Source organism: Cupriavidus necator N-1 (assembly GCF_000219215.1).
Taxonomy (GTDB): domain Bacteria; phylum Pseudomonadota; class Gammaproteobacteria; order Burkholderiales; family Burkholderiaceae; genus Cupriavidus; species Cupriavidus necator.
Genome location: NC_015726.1, coordinates 2446100 through 2465420, shown reverse-complemented (window position 1 = coordinate 2465420; position 19321 = coordinate 2446100). Strand labels below are relative to the sequence as shown.

Sequence of the window (19321 nt, the reverse complement as noted above, 5' to 3'; positions counted from 1 at the left end):
TGGACCGCGTCAGCGCTCTTCGCCGGGGGTCTTGCCGTGCGTGCCGGTGGGTGTGGCCACGGGCGATGCCACCGGGGCCAGTGCCGGCTTGCTCTTCCAGGCCGGGCCGACCAGGCGGATATTGCGCACGCGCTTGATCGCCGAGATCATATAGACCGCGCCGAAGATCGGCCACCAGCGGTCGCCGGCCTTTTCCATGAAGGCGGCGCGCTGCAGCCAGCGGTCGGTGCGGTAGGGCGGGCAGTAGCAGCCAAAGCGGCCGCGGATGATATCGAAGCCGAGCAGCTTGAGCCAGTCCTTGATGCGCACAAAGCCGATCTGCTGCGCGTCCGTCGGCAGGAAGGGTGTGGCGCCGAGCCGGTTCATGCCCTGGCGCGCGCCCCACAGGCTCATCGGGTTGAAGCAGGTGACCACCACGCGCCCCTCGGGCATCAGCACCCGCGAGACCTCGCGCAGCACTTCGTGCGGGTCTTCGGCGAATTCCAGGATGTGGGGCAGGGTGACCAGGTCGATGCTCTGGGTGTCGAACGGCAGCTCGTCGAAGCGGCACAGCAGCTGGCGCGCGTCGGGATGTGCGGCACGCGGCCCGTGCGGTCCGCTGGAAGGGTCCAGCGCCAGCGCCGAGAACGGCATCCGGTTCTCGCGCAGGGTGTCAATATAGGGCAGGCCCATCTGAACCGCGTGGTAGCCGAAGATGTCGGTCACGGTCCGGTCGTACTGCTGCGCCTCCCAGCGCAGCATGTACTCACCGGGCGGCGAGGCCAGCCAGTCTTCCCAGCTTACAATCGAATGATTGGGACGATTGGACATAGGAGCATGCGCATGTTGAAGGTTGAGCCGATCCCGGCGTTCCAGGATAACTATATCTGGGCCATCCACGACGGGCGTCACGCCGCCGTGGTCGATCCCGGCGAGGCCGCGCCGGTGGAGCGCTTCCTGGTGCAAAACGGTCTGGCTCTGGGCGCTATTGTAATCACCCATCACCACGGCGATCACCAGGGCGGGGTGGCCGAGCTGCTGGCGGCGCACCCGCGCACGCCGTCGGGCGCGCCGATGCCGGTGCTGGGGCCGGCTGGCGAACGCATCGGCGGGCGCACCCAGGCTCTGCGCGAAGGCGATGTCGTGACATTGCAGACGCCGGCGCTGACGCTGCGCGTGCTGGACGTGCCCGGGCACACCGCCGGCCATATCGCCTATGTGGGTGACCTGGGCGAAGCCGGCCCGGCGGTCTTCTGCGGCGATACCCTGTTCGCCAGCGGCTGCGGGCGTCTGTTCGAAGGCACGCCGGCGCAGATGCTGGATTCGCTCGACAAGCTGGCGGCGCTGCCGGGTGATACCCGCGTCTATTGCGCGCACGAATATACGCGCAGTAATGTGCGCTTTGCGCGGGCGGTGGAGCCGGCCAATGCCGCGCTGGCGGCGTGGGAGCAGCGGGTTGACGCGCTGCGCGCGGCGGACCAGCCGACGCTGCCGACCACCATCGCCCATGAGCGCGAGGTCAATCCCTTCCTGCGCTCGCGCGAGCCGGCGGTACGGGCGGCAGTGGCGGCGCAGGGCGGGGCCGCCACGGGCGATGCGCAGGCGTTCGGTGCGCTGCGCGGCTGGAAGGACAATTTCCGCTGAGCGCTGCCCGGCCTGCCGGGCCTTGCGCCGCAAGGCTTTCCGGCTGCCCGTCGGAGATTGGCTATATGGAAAATCTGATTGACGCGATACGCGGTTTTTTTTAGCATCACGCATCCTTTTGGCGTCGCGATTCGAGAACTTAATGAAAATTGGTCGATTACTGGCGGTGGTCGCGTGCGCCGCGCTGCTTGCAGCGTGCGCCAGCACCCCCACGCCGCCTGATGGCGCCTATGGCGCCGCGACCGCCCAGACCGCCAAGCGCCAGGACCCGCTCAATTCGCTCAGCGACAAATCGGCGCTTTCTTCCGCTTCCACGATCAATGTCGACCAGGGTGGCCTGGACTGGCTGCGCGGCCCGTCCAACGACATCTGGGACCGCATCCGGCGCGGCTTTGCCATGCAGGACCTGGAGGGTACGCTGGTCGATGACCGCACCCAGTGGTATGCGCAGCGGCCGGAATACATGGAGCGGATGGTCGGGCGCTCAAGCCGCTACCTGTACCACATCGTAGAAGAGCTGGAACGGCGCAAGATGCCGACCGAACTGGCGCTGCTGCCGTTCGTCGAGAGCGCGTTCAACCCGCAGGCCCAGTCCACTGCCAAGGCAGCGGGCATGTGGCAGTTCATCCCGAGCACCGGCAGGTCGTACAACCTGAAGCAGAACATGTTCCGCGACGAGCGCCGTGACGTGCTGGCCTCGACCGATGCCGCGCTGGACTACCTGGCGCGGCTTTATGACATGTTCGGCGACTGGCACCTGGCGCTGGCGGCGTACAACTGGGGCGAGGGCGCGGTGTCGCGCGCGATTGCGCGCAACCAGGCGCGCGGGCTGCCGACCGACTACGCCAGCCTGCCCATGCCGAATGAGACGCGCTACTACGTGCCGAAGCTGCAGGCGGTCAAGAACATCATCGCCAACCCGGCCGCGTATAACGTCAAGCTGCCCGAGATCCCGGACCACCCGTACTTTGTCACGGTGACCACCTCGCGCGATATTGACGTGAACCTGGCGGCAAAGCTGGCGGACATGTCGGTGGAGGAGTTCAAGGCGCTCAACCCGTCGTTCAACCGGCCGGTGATCCTGGGCGCGTCCAACCCGCAGATCCTGCTGCCGTTCGATAACGCCGAGCGCTTCCAGTACAACCTGAACACCTACCGCGGCGGGTTGTCGAGCTGGTCGGCGGTGACGGTGGACAGCCGCGAGCGCATCGAAGCGCTGGCGGCACGGCTGAATGTCGACGCCGATACGCTGCGCGAGATCAACAGCATCCCGAAGGGCATGCGCCTGAAGGCAGGCTCGACCGTGATGATTCCGCGCTCGGGCCGCCACGACCAGGATATCAGCGCGACCCTGGCCGACAGCGCCATGCTGGCGATGGAGCCTGACTTGCCGGATGCGCGCCGCGTGGTGGTGCGTGCCAGCCGGCGGGACACCGTGGCCTCGGTGGCGCGGCGCTATGGCGTCTCGGCGGGACAGGTGCAGTCTTGGAACAAGCTCTCCGGCACCAAGCTGGTCGCCGGGCAGAGCCTGGTGCTGATGGTGCCGGTGCGCGGCGCCGGCGCGGTGCGGGCGGCGCGGGCCGAACAGGCTGACCGTGCCGAGCGCGCGGAGCATTCCGAGCGCGCCGAGCGAAGCAGCAAGGGCGGCATCGTGCGGACCTCGGCCAAGGGCAAGGCGGAGCCGCGCAAGCGCATCACCGTCGAGGCCTCGTCGCGGCACACGGCAGCCAAGGCGGCGCCGGCGCGCGCGGCGCGCGAGTCCAAGCCGGGGCCGACCGTCAAGGCGTCGGCCAAGGCCGGCACCAAGGGGGCCAAGGCTCGCTGACAAATGCGGGCGCCGGCTGGTCCGGCGCACGGCGCAAGAAGGGGCGATGCCGTCGGCACGCCCCTTTTTTTTCATGTGCCAGGCCCCGGCGCCCACCCCTCTCCGAATCTGTGTCCACGCGCACCCGCGCCGGTGGCAAACTACGGTCATCATCACAATGACCGCAGACGCGGAGGAGACAGACATGACGGCAAGCCATGCCGTGCATGCCCGTTCGCTGGCCGACCCCGAGGGGTTCTGGGCTGAACAGGCGGCGCGCATCGACTGGGAAACCCCGTTCGTCCAGGTGCTCGACAACAGCCGCGCGCCCTTTACGCGCTGGTTCGTCGGCGGGCGCACCAACCTGTGCCACAACGCGGTCGACCGCCACCTGGCGGCCCGCGCCAGCCAGCCGGCGCTGCACTGGGTCTCGACCGAGACCGACCAGGCCCGCACCTATACCTACGCCGAGCTGCACGACGAGGTCAGCCGCATGGCTGCGACCCTGCAGGGCCTGGGCGTGCAGAAGGGCGACCGCGTGCTGATCTACATGCCGATGATCCCGGAAGCCGCCTTTGCCATGCTGGCGTGCGCGCGCATCGGCGCGATCCATTCGGTGGTGTTCGGCGGCTTTGCCTCGGTCAGCCTGGCCGCGCGCATCGAGGATGCCCGGCCGCGCGTGGTGGTCAGCGCCGACGCCGGCTCGCGCGCCGGCAAGGTGGTGCCCTACAAGCCGCTGCTGGACGAGGCCATCCGACTCTCGTCGCACCAGCCCGGGAAGGTGCTGCTGGTGGACCGGCAACTGGCGCAAATGCCCCGTACCGAGGGCCGCGACGAGGACTATGCCGCCTGGCGCGAGCGCGTGGCCGGCGTGCAGGTGCCGTGCGTGTGGCTGGAATCGAGCGAGCCGTCGTACGTGCTCTACACCTCCGGCACCACTGGCAAGCCCAAGGGCGTGCAGCGCGATACCGGCGGCTACGCGGTGGCGCTGGCCACGTCGATGGAGTACATCTTCTGCGGCAAGCCCGGCGACACCATGTTCACCGCATCGGACATCGGCTGGGTGGTGGGGCACAGCTATATCGTCTATGGCCCGCTGTTGGCCGGCATGGCCACGCTGATGTATGAAGGCACGCCGATCCGCCCGGACGGCGGCATCCTGTGGCGGCTGGTGGAGCAATACAAGGTCAACCTGATGTTCAGCGCGCCGACCGCGATCCGCGTGCTGAAGAAGCAGGACCCGGCCTGGCTGACCCGCTACGACCTGTCCAGCCTGCGCCTGCTGTTCCTGGCCGGCGAGCCGCTGGACGAGCCCACCGCGCGCTGGATCCAGGACGGCCTGGGCAAGCCGGTGGTCGACAACTACTGGCAGACCGAATCCGGCTGGCCGATCCTCGCGATCCAGCGCGGCATCGAGGCGCTGCCGCCTAAGCTGGGCTCGCCCGGCGTGCCGGCCTATGGCTATGACCTGAAAATCGTCGACGAGAACACCGGCGCGGAATGCCCGCCTAACCAGAAGGGTGTGGTCGCCATCGATGGCCCGTTGCCGCCCGGATGCATGAGCACCGTGTGGGGCGATGACGACCGCTTCGTGCGCACTTACTGGCAGGCGGTGCCGAACCGGCTGTGCTATTCCACCTTCGACTGGGGCGTGCGCGACGCCGACGGCTACGTCTTTATCCTGGGCCGCACCGATGACGTGATCAACGTGGCCGGCCACCGGCTGGGCACCCGCGAGATCGAGGAAAGCCTGTCGTCCAACTCCGCCGTGGCCGAGGTGGCGGTGGTGGGCGTGCAGGACGCGCTCAAGGGGCAGGTGGCGATGGCATTCTGCATCGCCCGCGATCCGGCGCGCACGGCCACGGCCGAAGCGCGGCTGGCATTGGAAGGCGAGTTGATGAAGACGGTGGAGCAGCAACTGGGTGCCGTGGCGCGGCCGGCGCGCGTATTCTTTGTCAATGCGCTGCCCAAGACCCGCTCCGGCAAGTTGCTGCGGCGCGCCATGCAGGCAGTGGCCGAAGGGCGCGACCCGGGCGACCTGACCACGATCGAGGACCCGGGTGCGCTGGAACAGTTGCAGGCAGCGCTGAAAGGCTAGACGGCGGGTTGAGGGCGTGGCGCTGTGGGTGCCTTGCGGGGCACTCCGCATCCCACCCTTGCCATCGGCCGTGATGCAGTCTAATATTTGAAGCATAAAATATTTAGACATCATCTAGATGGCGGTGTGATCCTGGCAAAGGTGCCCGGCGCAGCCGGCAGGAGGCGACAGATGCGAGTGCTTTGTATTGGTGGTGGCCCGGCGGGCCTGTACTTCGGCCTGCTGATGAAGCTGCAGGATCCGGCCAACGAGGTCATCGTGGTCGAGCGCAACCGGCCCTACGACACCTTCGGCTGGGGCGTGGTGTTCTCTGACGCCACCATGGACAACCTGAAGGAAGCCGACCCGGTCAGCGCCGCCGAGATCAACGCGGCCTTCAACCACTGGGACGATATCGACATCCATATCGGCGGGCGCACCATCCGCTCCGGCGGCCATGGCTTTATCGGCATCGGCCGCAAGCGCCTGCTCAATATCCTGCAGGCGCGCTGCGAGGCGCTGGGCGTGAAGCTGGTGTTCGAGACCGACGTGTCCGACGACCAGGCGCTGGCGATGCAATACCAGGCCGACCTGGTGATCGCCTCGGACGGCCTGAACAGCCGCATCCGCACCCGCTACGCCGACACGTTCCAGCCTGACATCGACACGCGCCAGTGCCGCTTTGTCTGGATGGGCACGCACAAGCTGTTCGACGCCTTCACCTTTGCCTTCGAGAAGACCGAGCACGGCTGGTTCCAGGCGCACGCGTACCGCTTTGACGACACCACCTCGACCTTTATTGTCGAGGCCCCGGAGTCAGTCTGGCGTGCGGCGGGCATCGAGCAGATGAGCCAGGAAGAGGGCGTGGCCTACTGCGAGCGCCTGTTCGCGCGCTACCTCGACGGCAACAAGCTGATCACCAATGCGGCGCACCTGCGCGGCTCGGCGATCTGGATCCGCTTCCCCCGCGTGATCTGCCGCCAATGGGTGCATTGGAACACCTTGCCCGACGGCCGCCGCGTGCCGGTGGTGCTGATGGGCGATGCCGCGCACACCGCGCATTTCTCGATCGGTTCGGGCACCAAGCTGGCGTTGGAAGATGCCATTGACCTCGCCGAAGAGATCCGTGGCAGGGGTCATGACGGCCTGCCCGATGCACTGTCGCGCTACGAAGCCACGCGCGGCGTGGAAGTGCTGAAGATCCAGAACGCGGCGCGCAACTCGACCGAATGGTTCGAGAACGTCGAGCGCTACGCGGGCAGCCTGCCGCCGGAGCAGTTCGCCTATTCCCTGCTGACGCGCTCGCAGCGCATCTCGCATGAGAACCTGCGCGTGCGCGATGCGGACTACGTGGCGCAGTTCGAGCACTGGCTGGCGCGGCAGGCCGGCGTGCAACCGGAGAGCCTGCAACTGCGCGAGCACCTGCCGCTGCCGCCGATGTTCACGCCGTTCCGCATGCGCGGCGTCACGCTGAAGAACCGCGTGGTGGTGTCGCCGATGGCGATGTATTCGTGCACCGACGGCGTGCCCGGCGACTTCCACCTGGTCCACCTGGGTTCGCGCGCGCTGGGCGGCGCCGGCATGGTGGTGGCGGAGATGACCTGCGTGTCGCCCGATGCGCGCATCACGCCGGGATGCCCGGGTTTGTGGAACGACGCACAGCGCGACGCCTGGCGCCGCATCGTCGACTTCGTGCATGCTAACAGCGATGCGCGCATCGCCATGCAGATCGGCCACTCGGGCCGCAAGGGCTCGACGCAGCTCGGCTGGGAGGCAATGGACCATCCGCTGCCGGAAGGCAACTGGCCGGTGATCTCGGCCTCGCCGCTGCCTTACCTGCCGGGCGAGTCGCAGACCCCGCGCGAGATGACGCGCGCAGACATGGGGCGTGTGCGCGATGACTTCGTCGCCAGCGCGCGCCGCGCCGCCGAGGCCGGCTTCGACTGGCTGGAGCTGCACTGCGCGCACGGCTACCTGCTGTCGAGCTTTATCTCGCCGCTGACCAATACGCGGGAAGATGAATACGGCGGTTCGCTGGCCGCGCGGCTGCGCTACCCGCTCGAGGTGTTTGCCGCGGTGCGTGCAGTGTGGCCGGAACACAAGCCGATGTCGGTGCGCATCTCGGCGCATGACTGGGTCGAAGGCGGCATCACCCCCGACGACGCGATCGAGATCGCACGCGCCTTCAAGGCCGCCGGCGCCGACATGATCGACTGCTCGTCGGGCCAGGTCAGCCCGGACCAGGCGCCGGTCTACGGCCGCATGTACCAGACCCCGTTTGCCGACCGCATCCGCAACGAGGCCGGCATCGCCACCATTGCCGTGGGCGCGATCTTCGAGGCCGACCACGTCGACTCGATCATCGCCGCGGGCCGTGCCGACCTGTGCGCGATCGCGCGGCCGCACCTGGCCAACCCGGCCTGGACGCTGCAGGAAGCGGCGCGCATCGGCTATCGCGATATCGCCTGGCCCAAGCAGTACCAGGCCGGCAAGCGGCAACTGGAAACCAACCTGGAACGCGCCGCGGCGCAGGAGAAGCAGGGATGACGCGCAGCACGGGTTCACTGTCAGGGCGCCACGCACTGGTCACCGGCGGCGGGCGCGGCATCGGCGCGGCCATCGCGCGCCGGCTGCTGGCCGACGGCGCCAGCGTGACGCTGCTGGGCCGCGATGCCGGCGCGTTGCAGGCGACCGTGCAAGCGCTGCGTAAGCTTGCTCCCGCAGGCGCCGTGGTCTCCCTTGTCACGGCCGATATCGCCGATGCCGGCAGCGTGGCGCGCGCCTTTGCCGCCGCCGCCGAGCAGGCCGGCCCGGTGTCGATGCTGGTCAACAATGCCGGCCAGGCGCACAGCGCACCGTTCCTGAAGACCGATGCCGGGCTGTGGCAGCGCATGCTGGATGTGAACCTGACCGGCACCTTCCTGTGCACGCAGGCGGCGCTGCCGGCGATGCTCGATGCGGGCTGGGGCCGCATCGTCAATGTGGCGAGTACGGCCGGCCTGATCGGCTACGGCTATGTCAGCGCCTATTGCGCGGCCAAGCATGGGGTGATCGGCCTGACGCGCGCGCTGGCGCTGGAAACCGCGGCCAAGGGCGTGACCGTCAATGCGGTCTGCCCGGGCTATACCGAAACCGACATCGTGCGCGACGCGGTGGCCAATATCGTCGGCAAGACCGGCCGTACCGAGGAACAGGCGCGCGCCGAGCTGGCCGCACGCAATCCGCAACGGCGGCTGGTGCAGCCCGAGGAAGTGGCCGACGCGGTGGCCTGGCTGTGCCAGCCATCCGCGGCCGCGATCACCGGCCAGGCGATCCCCGTCGCCGGCGGCGAAGTGATGGCGGGCTGAACCTCACCGACTGCAACAGACAACGAGAGAAACCCATGACAGAGATCGCACTCGACATGCGCCACCACAAGCGCAGCTTTGCCGGCTACCAGCCGAAGCACTTCCTGTGGTCGGTGTCCGGCGACGGCAAGGTCGGCACCGTGACGCTGAACCGGCCGGAGCGCAAGAACCCGCTGACTTTCGATTCCTATGCCGAGCTGCGCGACCTGTTCCGCGGCCTGTGCTATGCCAGCGACATCAAGGCGGTGGTGGTGACGGGCGCCGGCGGCAACTACTGCTCGGGCGGCGACGTGCACGAGATCATCGGGCCGCTCACGCGCATGACCATGCCTGAGCTGCTCGACTTCACGCGCATGACCGGCGACCTGGTCAAGGCCATGCGCGCCTGCCCGCAGCCGGTAGTCAGCGCGGTCGACGGCATCTGCGCCGGCGCCGGCGCGATGATGGCGCTGGCTTCCGATATGCGCCTGGGCACGGCGCAGGCCAAGACCGCGTTCCTGTTCACGCGCGTCGGCCTGGCCGGCGCCGACATGGGCGCGTGCACGCTGCTGCCGCGCGTGATCGGGCAGGGGCGTGCCAGCGAACTGCTCTACACCGGCCGCTCGATGAGCGCGGAAGAGGGCCTGCAGTGGGGCTTCTTCAATGCGCTGCATCCGTCCGAAGCGGTGCTGGCCCAGGCCCATGCGCTGGCCGCGCAACTGGCCGCTGGCCCGACCTTTGCCCACGGCGTGACCAAGAAGCTGCTACACCAGGAATGGAACATGGGGCTGGACGAGGCCATCGAGGCCGAGGCCGAAGCCCAGGCCATCTGCATGCAGACGCGCGACTTCCGTCGCGCCTACGAGGCCTTCGTCGCCAAGACCAAGCCGGTGTTCGAAGGGGACTGAAGCGCCATGTCCGACAAGACCTATCTCGACCTGCCGCTGTTCGACGACGCGCACCGCACACTGGAGCGCGAACTGGACGCCTGGTGCGCGCAACACCTCCATGTCGACCACAGCGATACCGACGCCGCCTGCCGCGCGCTGGTGCGCCAGCTGGGCGAGGCCGGCTGGCTGCGCTATTGCGTGCCGGCCGCGCACGGCGGCGCGCTGCCGGCGCTGGATTCACGCTCGCTGTGCCTGCTGCGCGAAACCCTGGCGCGCCATGACGGCCTGGCCGATTTTGCCTTTGCCATGCAGGGGCTGGGCTCGGGCGCGATCTCGCTGGCCGGCAGCGCTGCGCTGCGCGCGCATTACCTGCCGCGCGTGGCCCGCGGCGAGGCGATTGCCGCGTTTGCACTGTCCGAGCCGGAGGCCGGTTCCGATGTGGCCGCCATGCAGTGCAGCGCACGGCTGTCGGACGACGGCAGCCACTATGTGATCGACGGCGCCAAGACCTGGATTTCCAACGGCGGCATTGCCGACTTCTACTGCGTGTTCGTGCGCACCGGCGAGGCGCCGGGCGCACGCGGCATCTCCGCCTTCGTGGTGGATGCGGATACGCCAGGCCTGACCATCGCCGAGCGCATCGACGTGATGGCGCCGCACCCGCTCGCCACGCTGCGTTTCGACAACTGCCGCGTGCCCGTGGGCAACCGGCTGGGCGAAGCGGGGCAGGGCTTCAAGGTGGCGATGATGACGCTCGACATCTTCCGTGCCTCGGTTGCGGCGGCGGCGCTGGGCTTTGGCCGCGCCGCGCTGGACGATGCACTGGCGCGCGCCTGCGCGCGTCCGATGTTCGGCGGCGTGCTGGCCGACCTGCAGCTGACCCAGGCCGCCATCGGCGACATGGCCACCGCGATCGATGCCGCGGCGCTGCTGACCTACCGCGCGGCCTGGCTGCGCGATGTCAAGGGCCAGCGCACCACGCGCGAGGCGGCCATGGCCAAGATGGTGGCGACCGAGAACGCGCAGCAGGTGATCGACCGTGCGGTGCAGATGTTCGGCGGCCTGGGCGTCAAGGTCGGCACGCGGGTGGAAAGCCTGTACCGCGAGATCCGCTCGCTGCGTATCTATGAAGGCGCCACCGAAGTGCAGAAGCTGATCATTGCACGCGAGACGCTGGCCGGGCGCAAAGCCTGACGCGCCTGCGAGCTACCCACGAACTGCCGTACCGATACAGAGCAGACAGGAGACAAGCCATGGCGACCACAGCCCACCTCGATACCTTCGCGCGCGACCGCCTGCCGCCGCCCGAAATGTGGCCGGTGTTCCGCTTCAATGCCGATACCGACTACCCGGAGCGGATGAATGCCGCGGTGGAGCTGCTAGACCGCCACGTGCGCGAAGGCCGCGGCGAGCGCATCGCCATCCGCCATCGCCGCGACGGACAGATCGAGACGGTCACGTATGCGCAGCTGGCGGCGCTGGTGAACCGCATCGCCCATGTGCTGGTCGAGGACATGCAACTGGTGCCCGGCAGCCGCGTGCTGCTGCGCGGACCCAACAACCTGATGATGGCCGCCAGCTGGCTGGCCACGCTCAAGGCGGGCCTGGTCGCGGTGCCGACCATGCCGCTGCTGCGCGCCAAGGAGCTGAAGCAGATCATCGACAAGGCCCAGGTCGGCGCCGCGCTGTGCGATGCGCGGCTGCGCGAGGAGCTCGACGCCAACCAGCAGGAGGGCGGCGAATTCCACTGCCCGAGCCTGGCGCGCACGCTGTACTTCAACGGTGAAGGCGAGGGTTCGCTGGAGGCGGCGCTGGCGGGCAAGCCGGATGCCTTCGCGGCCTGCGACACCGCCAGCGACGATGTCTGCCTGATCGCCTTTACCAGCGGCACCACCGGCCAGCCCAAGGGCACCATGCACTTCCATCGCGACGTGCTGGCCATGTGCGACCTGTTCCCGCGCCACGTGCTGTGCCCGCAGCCCGACGACGTGTTCTGCGGCACGCCGCCGATCGCGTTCACCTTCGGGCTGGGCGGCATGCTGTGTTTCCCGCTGCGCATCGGCGCCAGCGCCGTGCTGGCCGAGAAGCTGACGCCAGAGACGCTGCTCGGGCTGATCCAGGATTTCCGCGCCACCATCGTCTTTACCGCGCCCACCTTCTACCGGCAGATGGCAACGCTGGCGCCGCGCTATGACCTGTCCAGCCTGAAGAAGAGCGTGTCGGCCGGCGAAGCCCTGCCGGACGCCACGCGCCAGAGCTGGAAGGCGGCCACCGGCATCGAGATGACCGACGGCATCGGCGGCACGGAGATGATGCATATCTTTATCTCCAGCGCCGGCGCCGAGGTCAGGCCGGGCGCGATCGGGCGGGTGGTGCCGGGCTATGTCGCGCAGATCGTCGACGAGAACATGCAGCCCCTGCCGCCGGGACAGGTCGGCAAGCTGGCGGTGCAGGGGCCGACCGGCTGCCGCTACCTGGACGATCCGCGCCAGTCCAACTATGTGAAGGCGGGCTGGAACCTGCCGGGCGATACCTTCTTCGTCGACGAGGACGGCTACTACTTCTACCAGGCGCGTTCGGACGACATGATCATCTCGGCCGGCTACAACATCGCCGGGCCGGAGGTGGAAAGCGCACTCATGCAGCACGAGGCAGTGGCCGAATGCGGTGTGGTCGGTGCGCCCGACGACGGGCGCGGCCAGGTGGTGATGGCCTATGTGGTGCTGCGCGAGGGCGTGGCGGCGGACGACGCTACCCGCACCGCGCTGCAGGACTACGTGAAGCGCCAGATCGCACCCTACAAGTATCCGCGCCGCATTGTGTTCGTGCCGGCGCTGCCGCGCACCGAGACCGGCAAGCTGCAGCGCTTCCGGCTGCGGCAGATGGCGGAGCAGGGCAATGGCGGTGGCAATGGCGGCACTAACCAGGCGGGGAAGCCATGAGCCCCGTGTTCCGCAGCACCGTCCTGGTGCGCTTCAAGCACTGCGACGCCGCGGGCATCGTGTTCTACCCGCGCTATTTCGAGATGCTCAACGATCTGATCGAAGACTGGTTTAGCGAGGCGTTGGGCTGGCCCTTCGATGCCATGCATGGCGAGGGCCACGCGGGCGTGCCGACCGCCGAGCTGGAGTGCCGCTTCCTGGCGCCGAGCCGGCTGGGCGAGGTGCTGACACGGGAGCTGCGCGTGCTGAAGCTGGGCCAGTCCAGCTTTACCCTCGCGATCCGCTTCGCTGGCCCGCATGACGATACCCGCATGGAAGTGACGCAGCGGCTGGTCTGCGTCGATACCGGCTCGATTGCTCCGCAGCCGTTGCCCGATGCCGTGCGCGAGGCCATGTCGTCCTACCTGGTCGCGACGGCTTGAATCCCGGAATTCCATCCACTCATACAGATATCAACAGGAAAACGCATCATGAACATCCTGCAGCCGCCCGACTGGGCGCCCCCGCGTGGCTACGCCAACGGCACCATGACCGAAATGCAGGTCGGCAGCCGCCTCCTCTTTGTCAGCGGCCAGATCGGCTGGACCGGCAAATGTGAATTCGAGACCGACGACTTCGGCCTGCAGGTGGCGCAGGCGCTGCGCAACGTGGTTGCCGTGCTGGCGGCCGGCGACGCGCTGCCCGAGCATATCGTGCGCATGACCTGGTATGTGAAGGACAAGGCGGAATATGTCGGCGCCTACGGGGCGATCGGCCAGCACTACCGGGCCATCATCGGCCGCCACTTCCCGGCGATGACGGCGGTCGAGGTCGCGGACCTGGTGGAGCCGCGCGCCAAGGTGGAAATCGAGGTCACGGCGGTCGTGCCGCCGCAGGCGTAACGTAGCAGGCACAGGCCGGGACGGCGGCCAGCGGCGTGGTGGCGCCGCCCGCTGCCGCGTGCAAGTCCTTGAAAACTTGAGAAAATGGGTGGCGCGGGATATAATTCGAAAGTTTCGCTTTCAGAACCCTTCACCCTAGCGCCTACCGCTTTCCACCTTCCGCCGCCCCCATCCGCGCCGCCTTTGCTGTCCGCATTCAATGTGACGCAAGAAGCAGGTCGCGACCGGATCCGACCGCATCGGCGCAATGCCGCTGCCGCCGTCACGGATCCAGCCTGGGAGGCACGAGGCGTCGATTGGTCGGTCACGGGGTGAGTCCAGCAGGAGCCTACCCGTGTTACCGTCTTTTCCGTCCGCCATTCTCGCGCTAGCAGACGGCACGGTCTTTCGTGGCTATTCCATTGGCGCTTCCGGCCATACCATCGGTGAAGTGGTGTTCAACACCGCCATCACCGGTTACCAGGAAATCCTCACCGACCCGAGTTACTCGCGGCAGATCGTCACGCTGACGTATCCGCATATCGGTAACTACGGGGTCAATCCTGAGGATGTCGAAGCCACGAAAGTCCATGCCGCCGGCCTGATCATCAAGGATCTGCCGATCCTGGCCTCGAACTTCCGCAAGGAGCACACCCTTGCCCACTACCTGAAGCAGGAAAAGGTGGTGGCCATCGCCGGCATCGATACGCGCAAGCTGACGCGTATCCTGCGCGAAAAGGGTGCCCAGAACGGCTGCATCCTGGCCGGCGAAGACAATGTCCAGAAGGCCATCGACCTGGCCCGCTCGTTCCCCGGCCTGGCCGGCATGGACCTGGCCAAGGTGGTTTCGGTCAAGGAGCCGTACGAGTGGACCCAGACCGAGTGGAAGCTGGGCGAAGGCTACGGCAAGCAGGACAAGCCGCAGTTCCACGTGGTCGCCTATGACTACGGCGTCAAGTACAACATCCTGCGCATGCTGGCCGAGCGCGGCTGCAAGGTGACGGTGCTGCCCGCGCAGGCGAGTGCCGCCGACGCGCTGGCGCTGAATCCGGACGGCGTGTTCCTGTCCAACGGCCCCGGCGACCCCGAGCCGTGCGACTACGCCATCGCCGCCACGCGCGAGTTCATCGAGCGCGGCATCCCGACCTTCGGCATCTGCCTGGGCCACCAGATCATGGCCCTGGCGGTCGGCGCCAAGACCCTGAAGATGAAGTTCGGCCACCATGGCGCCAACCACCCGGTCAAGGACCTGGACGACGGCCGCGTGGTGATCACGTCGCAGAACCACGGTTTCGCGGTGGACGCGGACACGCTTCCGTCGAACGTGCGCGTGACGCACAAGTCGCTGTTCGACGGTTCGCTGCAGGGTTTCACGCTGACCGACAAGCCGGCCTTCTGCTTCCAGGGTCACCCGGAAGCCTCGCCCGGCCCGAACGACGTGGCTTACCTGTTCGACCGCTTCATCAAGCTGATGACGGACGCGCGCAAGTAAGCGGGCAAGAAGAACAGCGCAGACCTCAGGGACATCCCATGAACGCCTTCATACATACCGCCTTCGGCATCACCGATTTCTGGACCTATGTGCTGGGCACGATTTTTATCGTGCTGCTGCCGGGGCCGAACTCGATGTATGTGCTGTCGGTGGCGGCGCAGCGCGGCGTGCGTGCCGGCTACAAGGGCGCATGCGGGGTGTTCCTGGGTGACTTCGTGCTGATGGTGCTGTCGGCAGCGGGCGTGGCCTCGCTGCTCAAGGCCAGCCCGGCGTTGTTCTACGTGGTGAAGTACATCGGCGCGGCCTACCTGGCGTGGATCGGCTTCAACATGCTGCGCGGCGCGGTGCGCAACTGGGCCGCGCGCGGCGATGCGGCCGCGGCCGCGACCGTGCCGGCGGGCACGGCCGACCAGTCCGATCCGTTCCGCAAGGCGCTCCTGATCAGCCTGCTGAACCCGAAGGCGATCCTGTTCTTCATCTCGTTCTTCATCCAGTTCGTCGATCCGGCTTTCGCTTACCCGGTGCTGTCGTTCGGCGTGCTGGGGCTGGTCTGCCAGATCTGCAGCTTCGCCTACCTGACCACGATCATCTTCGTGGGCGCGAAGCTGGCCGACGCATTCCGGCGCCGCCGGCGCCTGTCGGCCGGCATGTCGAGCGGGGTGGGGGCGATGTTCATCGGTTTCGGCGCCAAGCTGGCGACGGCCACCATGAACTAGGCGCGGCGGCGGACAAGCTGACATTTTCGAATCCGGACGGATTCCCTGATTACCGGCGCGGCCCGCATGCAAGCGGGCCGGCCAACAAAGAGAGCGTGCAATGCCAAAACGCACAGACATCAAGAGCATCCTGATCATCGGCGCGGGCCCCATCATCATCGGCCAGGCGTGCGAGTTCGACTACTCCGGCGCCCAAGCCTGCAAGGCGCTGCGCGAGGAAGGCTTCAAGGTCATCCTGGTCAATTCGAACCCGGCGACCATCATGACCGATCCCAACACGGCCGATGTGACCTACATCGAGCCGATCACCTGGGAAGTGGTCGAGCGCATCATCGAGAAGGAGCGCCCGGACGCGATCCTGCCGACCATGGGCGGCCAGACCGCGCTGAACTGCGCGCTGGACCTGTATCGCCACGGCGTGCTGGAGAAGTACAAGGTCGAACTGATCGGCGCTTCGCCGGAAGCCATCGACAAGGCCGAGGACCGCCAGAAGTTCAAGGACGCCATGACCAAGATCGGTCTGGGTTCGGCCAAGTCGGGCATCGCCCACTCGATGGACGAAGCCATGGCCGTGCAGTCGCGCATTGCCCAGGAAACCGGCAGCGGCGGCTACCCGATCGTGATCCGCCCGTCGTTCACGCTGGGCGGCAGCGGCGGCGGCATTGCCTACAACCGCGAAGAGTTCGAAGAGATCTGCAAGCGCGGCTTGGATCTGTCGCCGACGCGCGAGCTGCTGATCGAAGAGTCGCTGCTGGGCTGGAAAGAGTATGAGATGGAAGTGGTCCGCGACAAGAAGGACAACTGCATCATCATCTGCTCGATCGAGAACCTGGACCCGATGGGCATCCACACCGGCGACTCGATCACCGTGGCCCCGGCCCAGACCCTGACCGACAAGGAATACCAGATCCTGCGCAACGCGTCGCTGGCCGTGCTGCGCGAAATCGGCGTCGACACCGGCGGTTCCAACGTGCAGTTCTCGATCAACCCGAAGGACGGTCGCATGATCGTCATCGAGATGAACCCGCGCGTGTCGCGTTCGTCGGCGCTGGCGTCCAAGGCCACCGGCTTCCCGATCGCCAAGGTCGCGGCCAAGCTGGCCGTGGGCTACACGCTGGACGAGCTGAAGAACGAGATCACCGGCGGCGCGACCCCGGCTTCGTTCGAGCCGTCGATCGACTACGTGGTCACCAAGGTGCCGCGCTTCGCGTTTGAGAAATTCCCGCAGGCTGACAGCCACCTGACCACCCAGATGAAGTCGGTGGGTGAGGTGATGGCCATGGGCCGCACCTTCCAGGAATCGTTCCAGAAGGCACTGCGCGGCCTGGAAGTGGGCGTGGACGGCCTGGATGAAAAGTCGTCGGACCGTGATGAGGTTGTCGAGGAAATCGGCGAAGCCGGCCCCGACCGCATCTGGTACGTGGGCGACGCGTTCCGCCTGGGCATGTCGCTGGAAGAGGTCTATGCCGAGACCGACATCGACCCCTGGTTCCTGGCCCAGATCGAAGACATCATCAAGACCGAAGGCCTGGTCAAGGCGCGCACGCTGGACAGCCTGTCGACCGCCGAGCTGCGCTTCCTGAAGCAGAAGGGCTTCTCCGATCGCCGCCTGGCCAAGCTGCTGAAGACCGATGCCAAGGCCGTGCGCGAGGCGCGCATCGCCCAGAACGTGCGCCCGGTCTACAAGCGCGTGGACACCTGCGCGGCCGAGTTCGCCACCAACACCGCCTACATGTACTCGACCTACGAGGCCGAGCATGGCGAGTGCGAAGCGCAGCCGACCGACAAGAAGAAGATCATGGTGCTGGGCGGCGGCCCAAACCGGATCGGCCAGGGCATCGAGTTCGACTACTGCTGCGTGCACGCCGCTCTGGCGCTGCGCGAAGACGGGTACGAGACCATCATGGTCAACTGCAACCCGGAAACCGTGTCGACCGACTATGACACCTCGGACCGCCTGTACTTCGAGCCGCTGACGCTGGAAGACGTGCTGGAAATCGTCGACAAGGAAAAGCCCGTCGGCGTGATCGTGCAGTACGGCGGCCAGACCCCGTTGAAGCTGGCGTTGGACCTGGAAGCCAACGGCGTGCCCATCATCGGCACCAGCCCCGACATGATCGACGCGGCCGAAGACCGCGAGCGCTTCCAGAAGCTGCTGCAGGAGCTGGGCCTGCGCCAGCCGCCCAACCGCACCGCGCGTGCCGAGGACGAAGCGCTGCGCCTGGCCGAAGAGATCGGCTACCCGCTGGTGGTGCGCCCGTCGTACGTGCTGGGCGGCCGCGCCATGGAAATCGTGCATGAGCCGCGCGACCTCGAGCGCTACATGCGCGAGGCCGTCAAGGTCTCGAACGATTCCCCGGTGCTGCTGGACCGCTTCCTGAACGACGCCATCGAGTGCGACGTCGATGCGATCTCCGACGGCAAGCGCGTCTTCATCGGCGGCGTGATGGAGCACATCGAGCAGGCTGGCGTGCACTCGGGCGACTCCGCCTGCTCGCTGCCGCCGTACTCGCTGTCGGCCGAGACCGTGGCCGAACTGAAGCGCCAGACCGCCGCCATGGCCCGCGCCCTGAACGTGGTCGGCCTGATGAACGTGCAGTTCGCGATCCAGCAGAACGACGGCGTCGATACCGTCTACGTGCTGGAAGTGAACCCGCGCGCCTCGCGTACCGTGCCGTACGTATCCAAGGCCACCGGCTTGCAGCTGGCCAAGATCGCCGCGCGCTGCATGGCCGGCCAGTCGCTGGACGAGCAGGGCATCGGCGAGGAAGTCATCCCGCCGTACTACAGCGTCAAGGAAGCAGTGTTCCCGTTCAACAAGTTCCCGGGCGTCGATCCGGTCCTCGGACCTGAAATGCGTTCGACCGGCGAAGTGATGGGCGTGGGCAAGGCCTTCGGCGAGGCGCTGTTCAAGAGCCAGCTGGCCGCGGGTTCGCGCCTGCCGGAGAAGGGCACCGTGCTGATCACCGTGAAGGACAGCGACAAGCCGCGCGCAGTCGGCGTGGCCCGCATGCTGCACGACATGGGCTACCCGATCGTCGCCACCCGCGGCACCGCGTCGGCCATCGAGGCCGCCGGTATCCCGGTCAAGACGGTCAACAAGGTCAAGGACGGCCGTCCGCATATCGTGGACATGATCAAGAACGGCGAACTGGCGCTGGTGTTCACCACCGTGGACGAGACCCGCACCGCGATTGCCGATTCGCGCTCGATCCGTACCTCGGCGCTGGCCCACCGCATTCCTTACTACACCACCATCGCCGGCGCCCGCGCCGCGGTGGAGGGCCTGAAGCACATGCAGAGCCTGGAGGTCTACGACCTGCAGAGCCTGCACGCCTCGCTGGCCTGAAGCCCCGTACGTAAGGCAAGCGGCACATCGCCACTGGCCGGGCGCATTGCGCCCGGTCAAGGCCAGGAAGCCCGCCGGAGTTGCTGCCGGCGGGCTTCCTGGCCTAAACTACGTCAAATTCGTCGATCGATGTGGCGTGCCCGCATTCGGTCCTGTCTGAAAGCCGCGGTTGAGCGGAAGTGCCCTGGCAGCATTGGCCAGGGATGGCTCCAGCTCCGCTGCGGCTCATTTTTTTGTTGAAC

14 protein-coding genes are annotated in these 19321 nt (G+C 67.2%); 13 read left to right on the top strand and 1 reads right to left on the bottom strand.

Annotated elements, in window-relative coordinates; genetic code table 11:
• Window positions 1-9 precede the first annotated feature (9 nt).
• A complete protein-coding gene (locus CNE_RS11550; protein ID WP_013957304.1) occupies window positions 10-810 on the bottom strand; it encodes a methyltransferase domain-containing protein in 801 nt (266 codons plus the stop codon).
• 12 nt (window positions 811-822) lie between these two features.
• Between CNE_RS11550 and gloB the strand changes: the two genes are divergently transcribed.
• From gloB to carB, 13 genes are all read left to right on the top strand, one after another.
• Window positions 823-1623: a hydroxyacylglutathione hydrolase gene (gene gloB, locus CNE_RS11545; RefSeq protein WP_041228004.1), complete on the top strand. Its 801-nt coding sequence runs from the start codon at window positions 823-825 to the stop codon at window positions 1621-1623.
• Window positions 1624-1765: 142 nt separating this feature from the next.
• Window positions 1766-3448 carry a transglycosylase SLT domain-containing protein gene (locus tag CNE_RS11540; RefSeq protein ID WP_013957302.1) on the top strand — a complete coding sequence of 561 codons (1683 nt, stop codon included), beginning with the start codon at window positions 1766-1768 and terminating at the stop codon, window positions 3446-3448.
• Window positions 3449-3632: 184 nt separating this feature from the next.
• Window positions 3633-5525, top strand: coding sequence for a propionate--CoA ligase (locus CNE_RS11535; protein ID WP_041228002.1), 1893 nt, complete (start codon window positions 3633-3635; stop codon window positions 5523-5525).
• Between the two features lie 171 nt (window positions 5526-5696).
• Window positions 5697-8051, top strand: coding sequence for a bifunctional salicylyl-CoA 5-hydroxylase/oxidoreductase (locus tag CNE_RS11530; protein ID WP_013957300.1), 2355 nt, complete (start codon window positions 5697-5699; stop codon window positions 8049-8051).
• The gene (locus CNE_RS11525; protein ID WP_013957299.1) at window positions 8048-8851 is read left to right on the top strand and encodes an SDR family NAD(P)-dependent oxidoreductase; all 804 of its coding nucleotides are present in this window, start codon (window positions 8048-8050) and stop codon (window positions 8849-8851) included. The genes CNE_RS11530 and CNE_RS11525 overlap by 4 nt, the downstream gene beginning before the upstream one ends.
• A 35-nt stretch (window positions 8852-8886) precedes the next feature.
• The gene (locus CNE_RS11520) at window positions 8887-9738 is read left to right on the top strand and encodes an enoyl-CoA hydratase family protein (RefSeq protein ID WP_013957298.1); all 852 of its coding nucleotides are present in this window, start codon (window positions 8887-8889) and stop codon (window positions 9736-9738) included.
• 6 nt (window positions 9739-9744) lie between these two features.
• On the top strand, window positions 9745-10914 hold the full coding sequence (locus tag CNE_RS11515; protein WP_013957297.1) for an acyl-CoA dehydrogenase family protein: 1170 nt from the start codon (window positions 9745-9747) through the stop codon (window positions 10912-10914).
• A gap of 59 nt (window positions 10915-10973) precedes the next feature.
• The gene (locus tag CNE_RS11510) at window positions 10974-12662 is read left to right on the top strand and encodes an AMP-binding protein (protein ID WP_013957296.1); all 1689 of its coding nucleotides are present in this window, start codon (window positions 10974-10976) and stop codon (window positions 12660-12662) included.
• Entirely contained in the window at window positions 12659-13084 is a 426-nt protein-coding gene (locus CNE_RS11505) for an acyl-CoA thioesterase (RefSeq protein WP_013957295.1), read from the top strand. The genes CNE_RS11510 and CNE_RS11505 overlap by 4 nt, the downstream gene beginning before the upstream one ends.
• A gap of 48 nt (window positions 13085-13132) precedes the next feature.
• A complete protein-coding gene (locus CNE_RS11500) occupies window positions 13133-13543 on the top strand; it encodes a RidA family protein (RefSeq protein ID WP_013957294.1) in 411 nt (136 codons plus the stop codon).
• 334 nt (window positions 13544-13877) lie between these two features.
• On the top strand, window positions 13878-15014 hold the full coding sequence (gene carA / locus CNE_RS11495) for a glutamine-hydrolyzing carbamoyl-phosphate synthase small subunit (RefSeq protein WP_013957293.1): 1137 nt from the start codon (window positions 13878-13880) through the stop codon (window positions 15012-15014).
• Window positions 15015-15052: 38 nt separating this feature from the next.
• Window positions 15053-15730, top strand: coding sequence for a leucine efflux protein LeuE (gene leuE, locus CNE_RS11490; RefSeq protein WP_013957292.1), 678 nt, complete (start codon window positions 15053-15055; stop codon window positions 15728-15730).
• A gap of 100 nt (window positions 15731-15830) precedes the next feature.
• A complete protein-coding gene (gene carB / locus CNE_RS11485) occupies window positions 15831-19079 on the top strand; it encodes a carbamoyl-phosphate synthase large subunit (protein ID WP_013957291.1) in 3249 nt (1082 codons plus the stop codon).
• The last annotated feature ends 242 nt before the right edge of the window (window positions 19080-19321 follow it).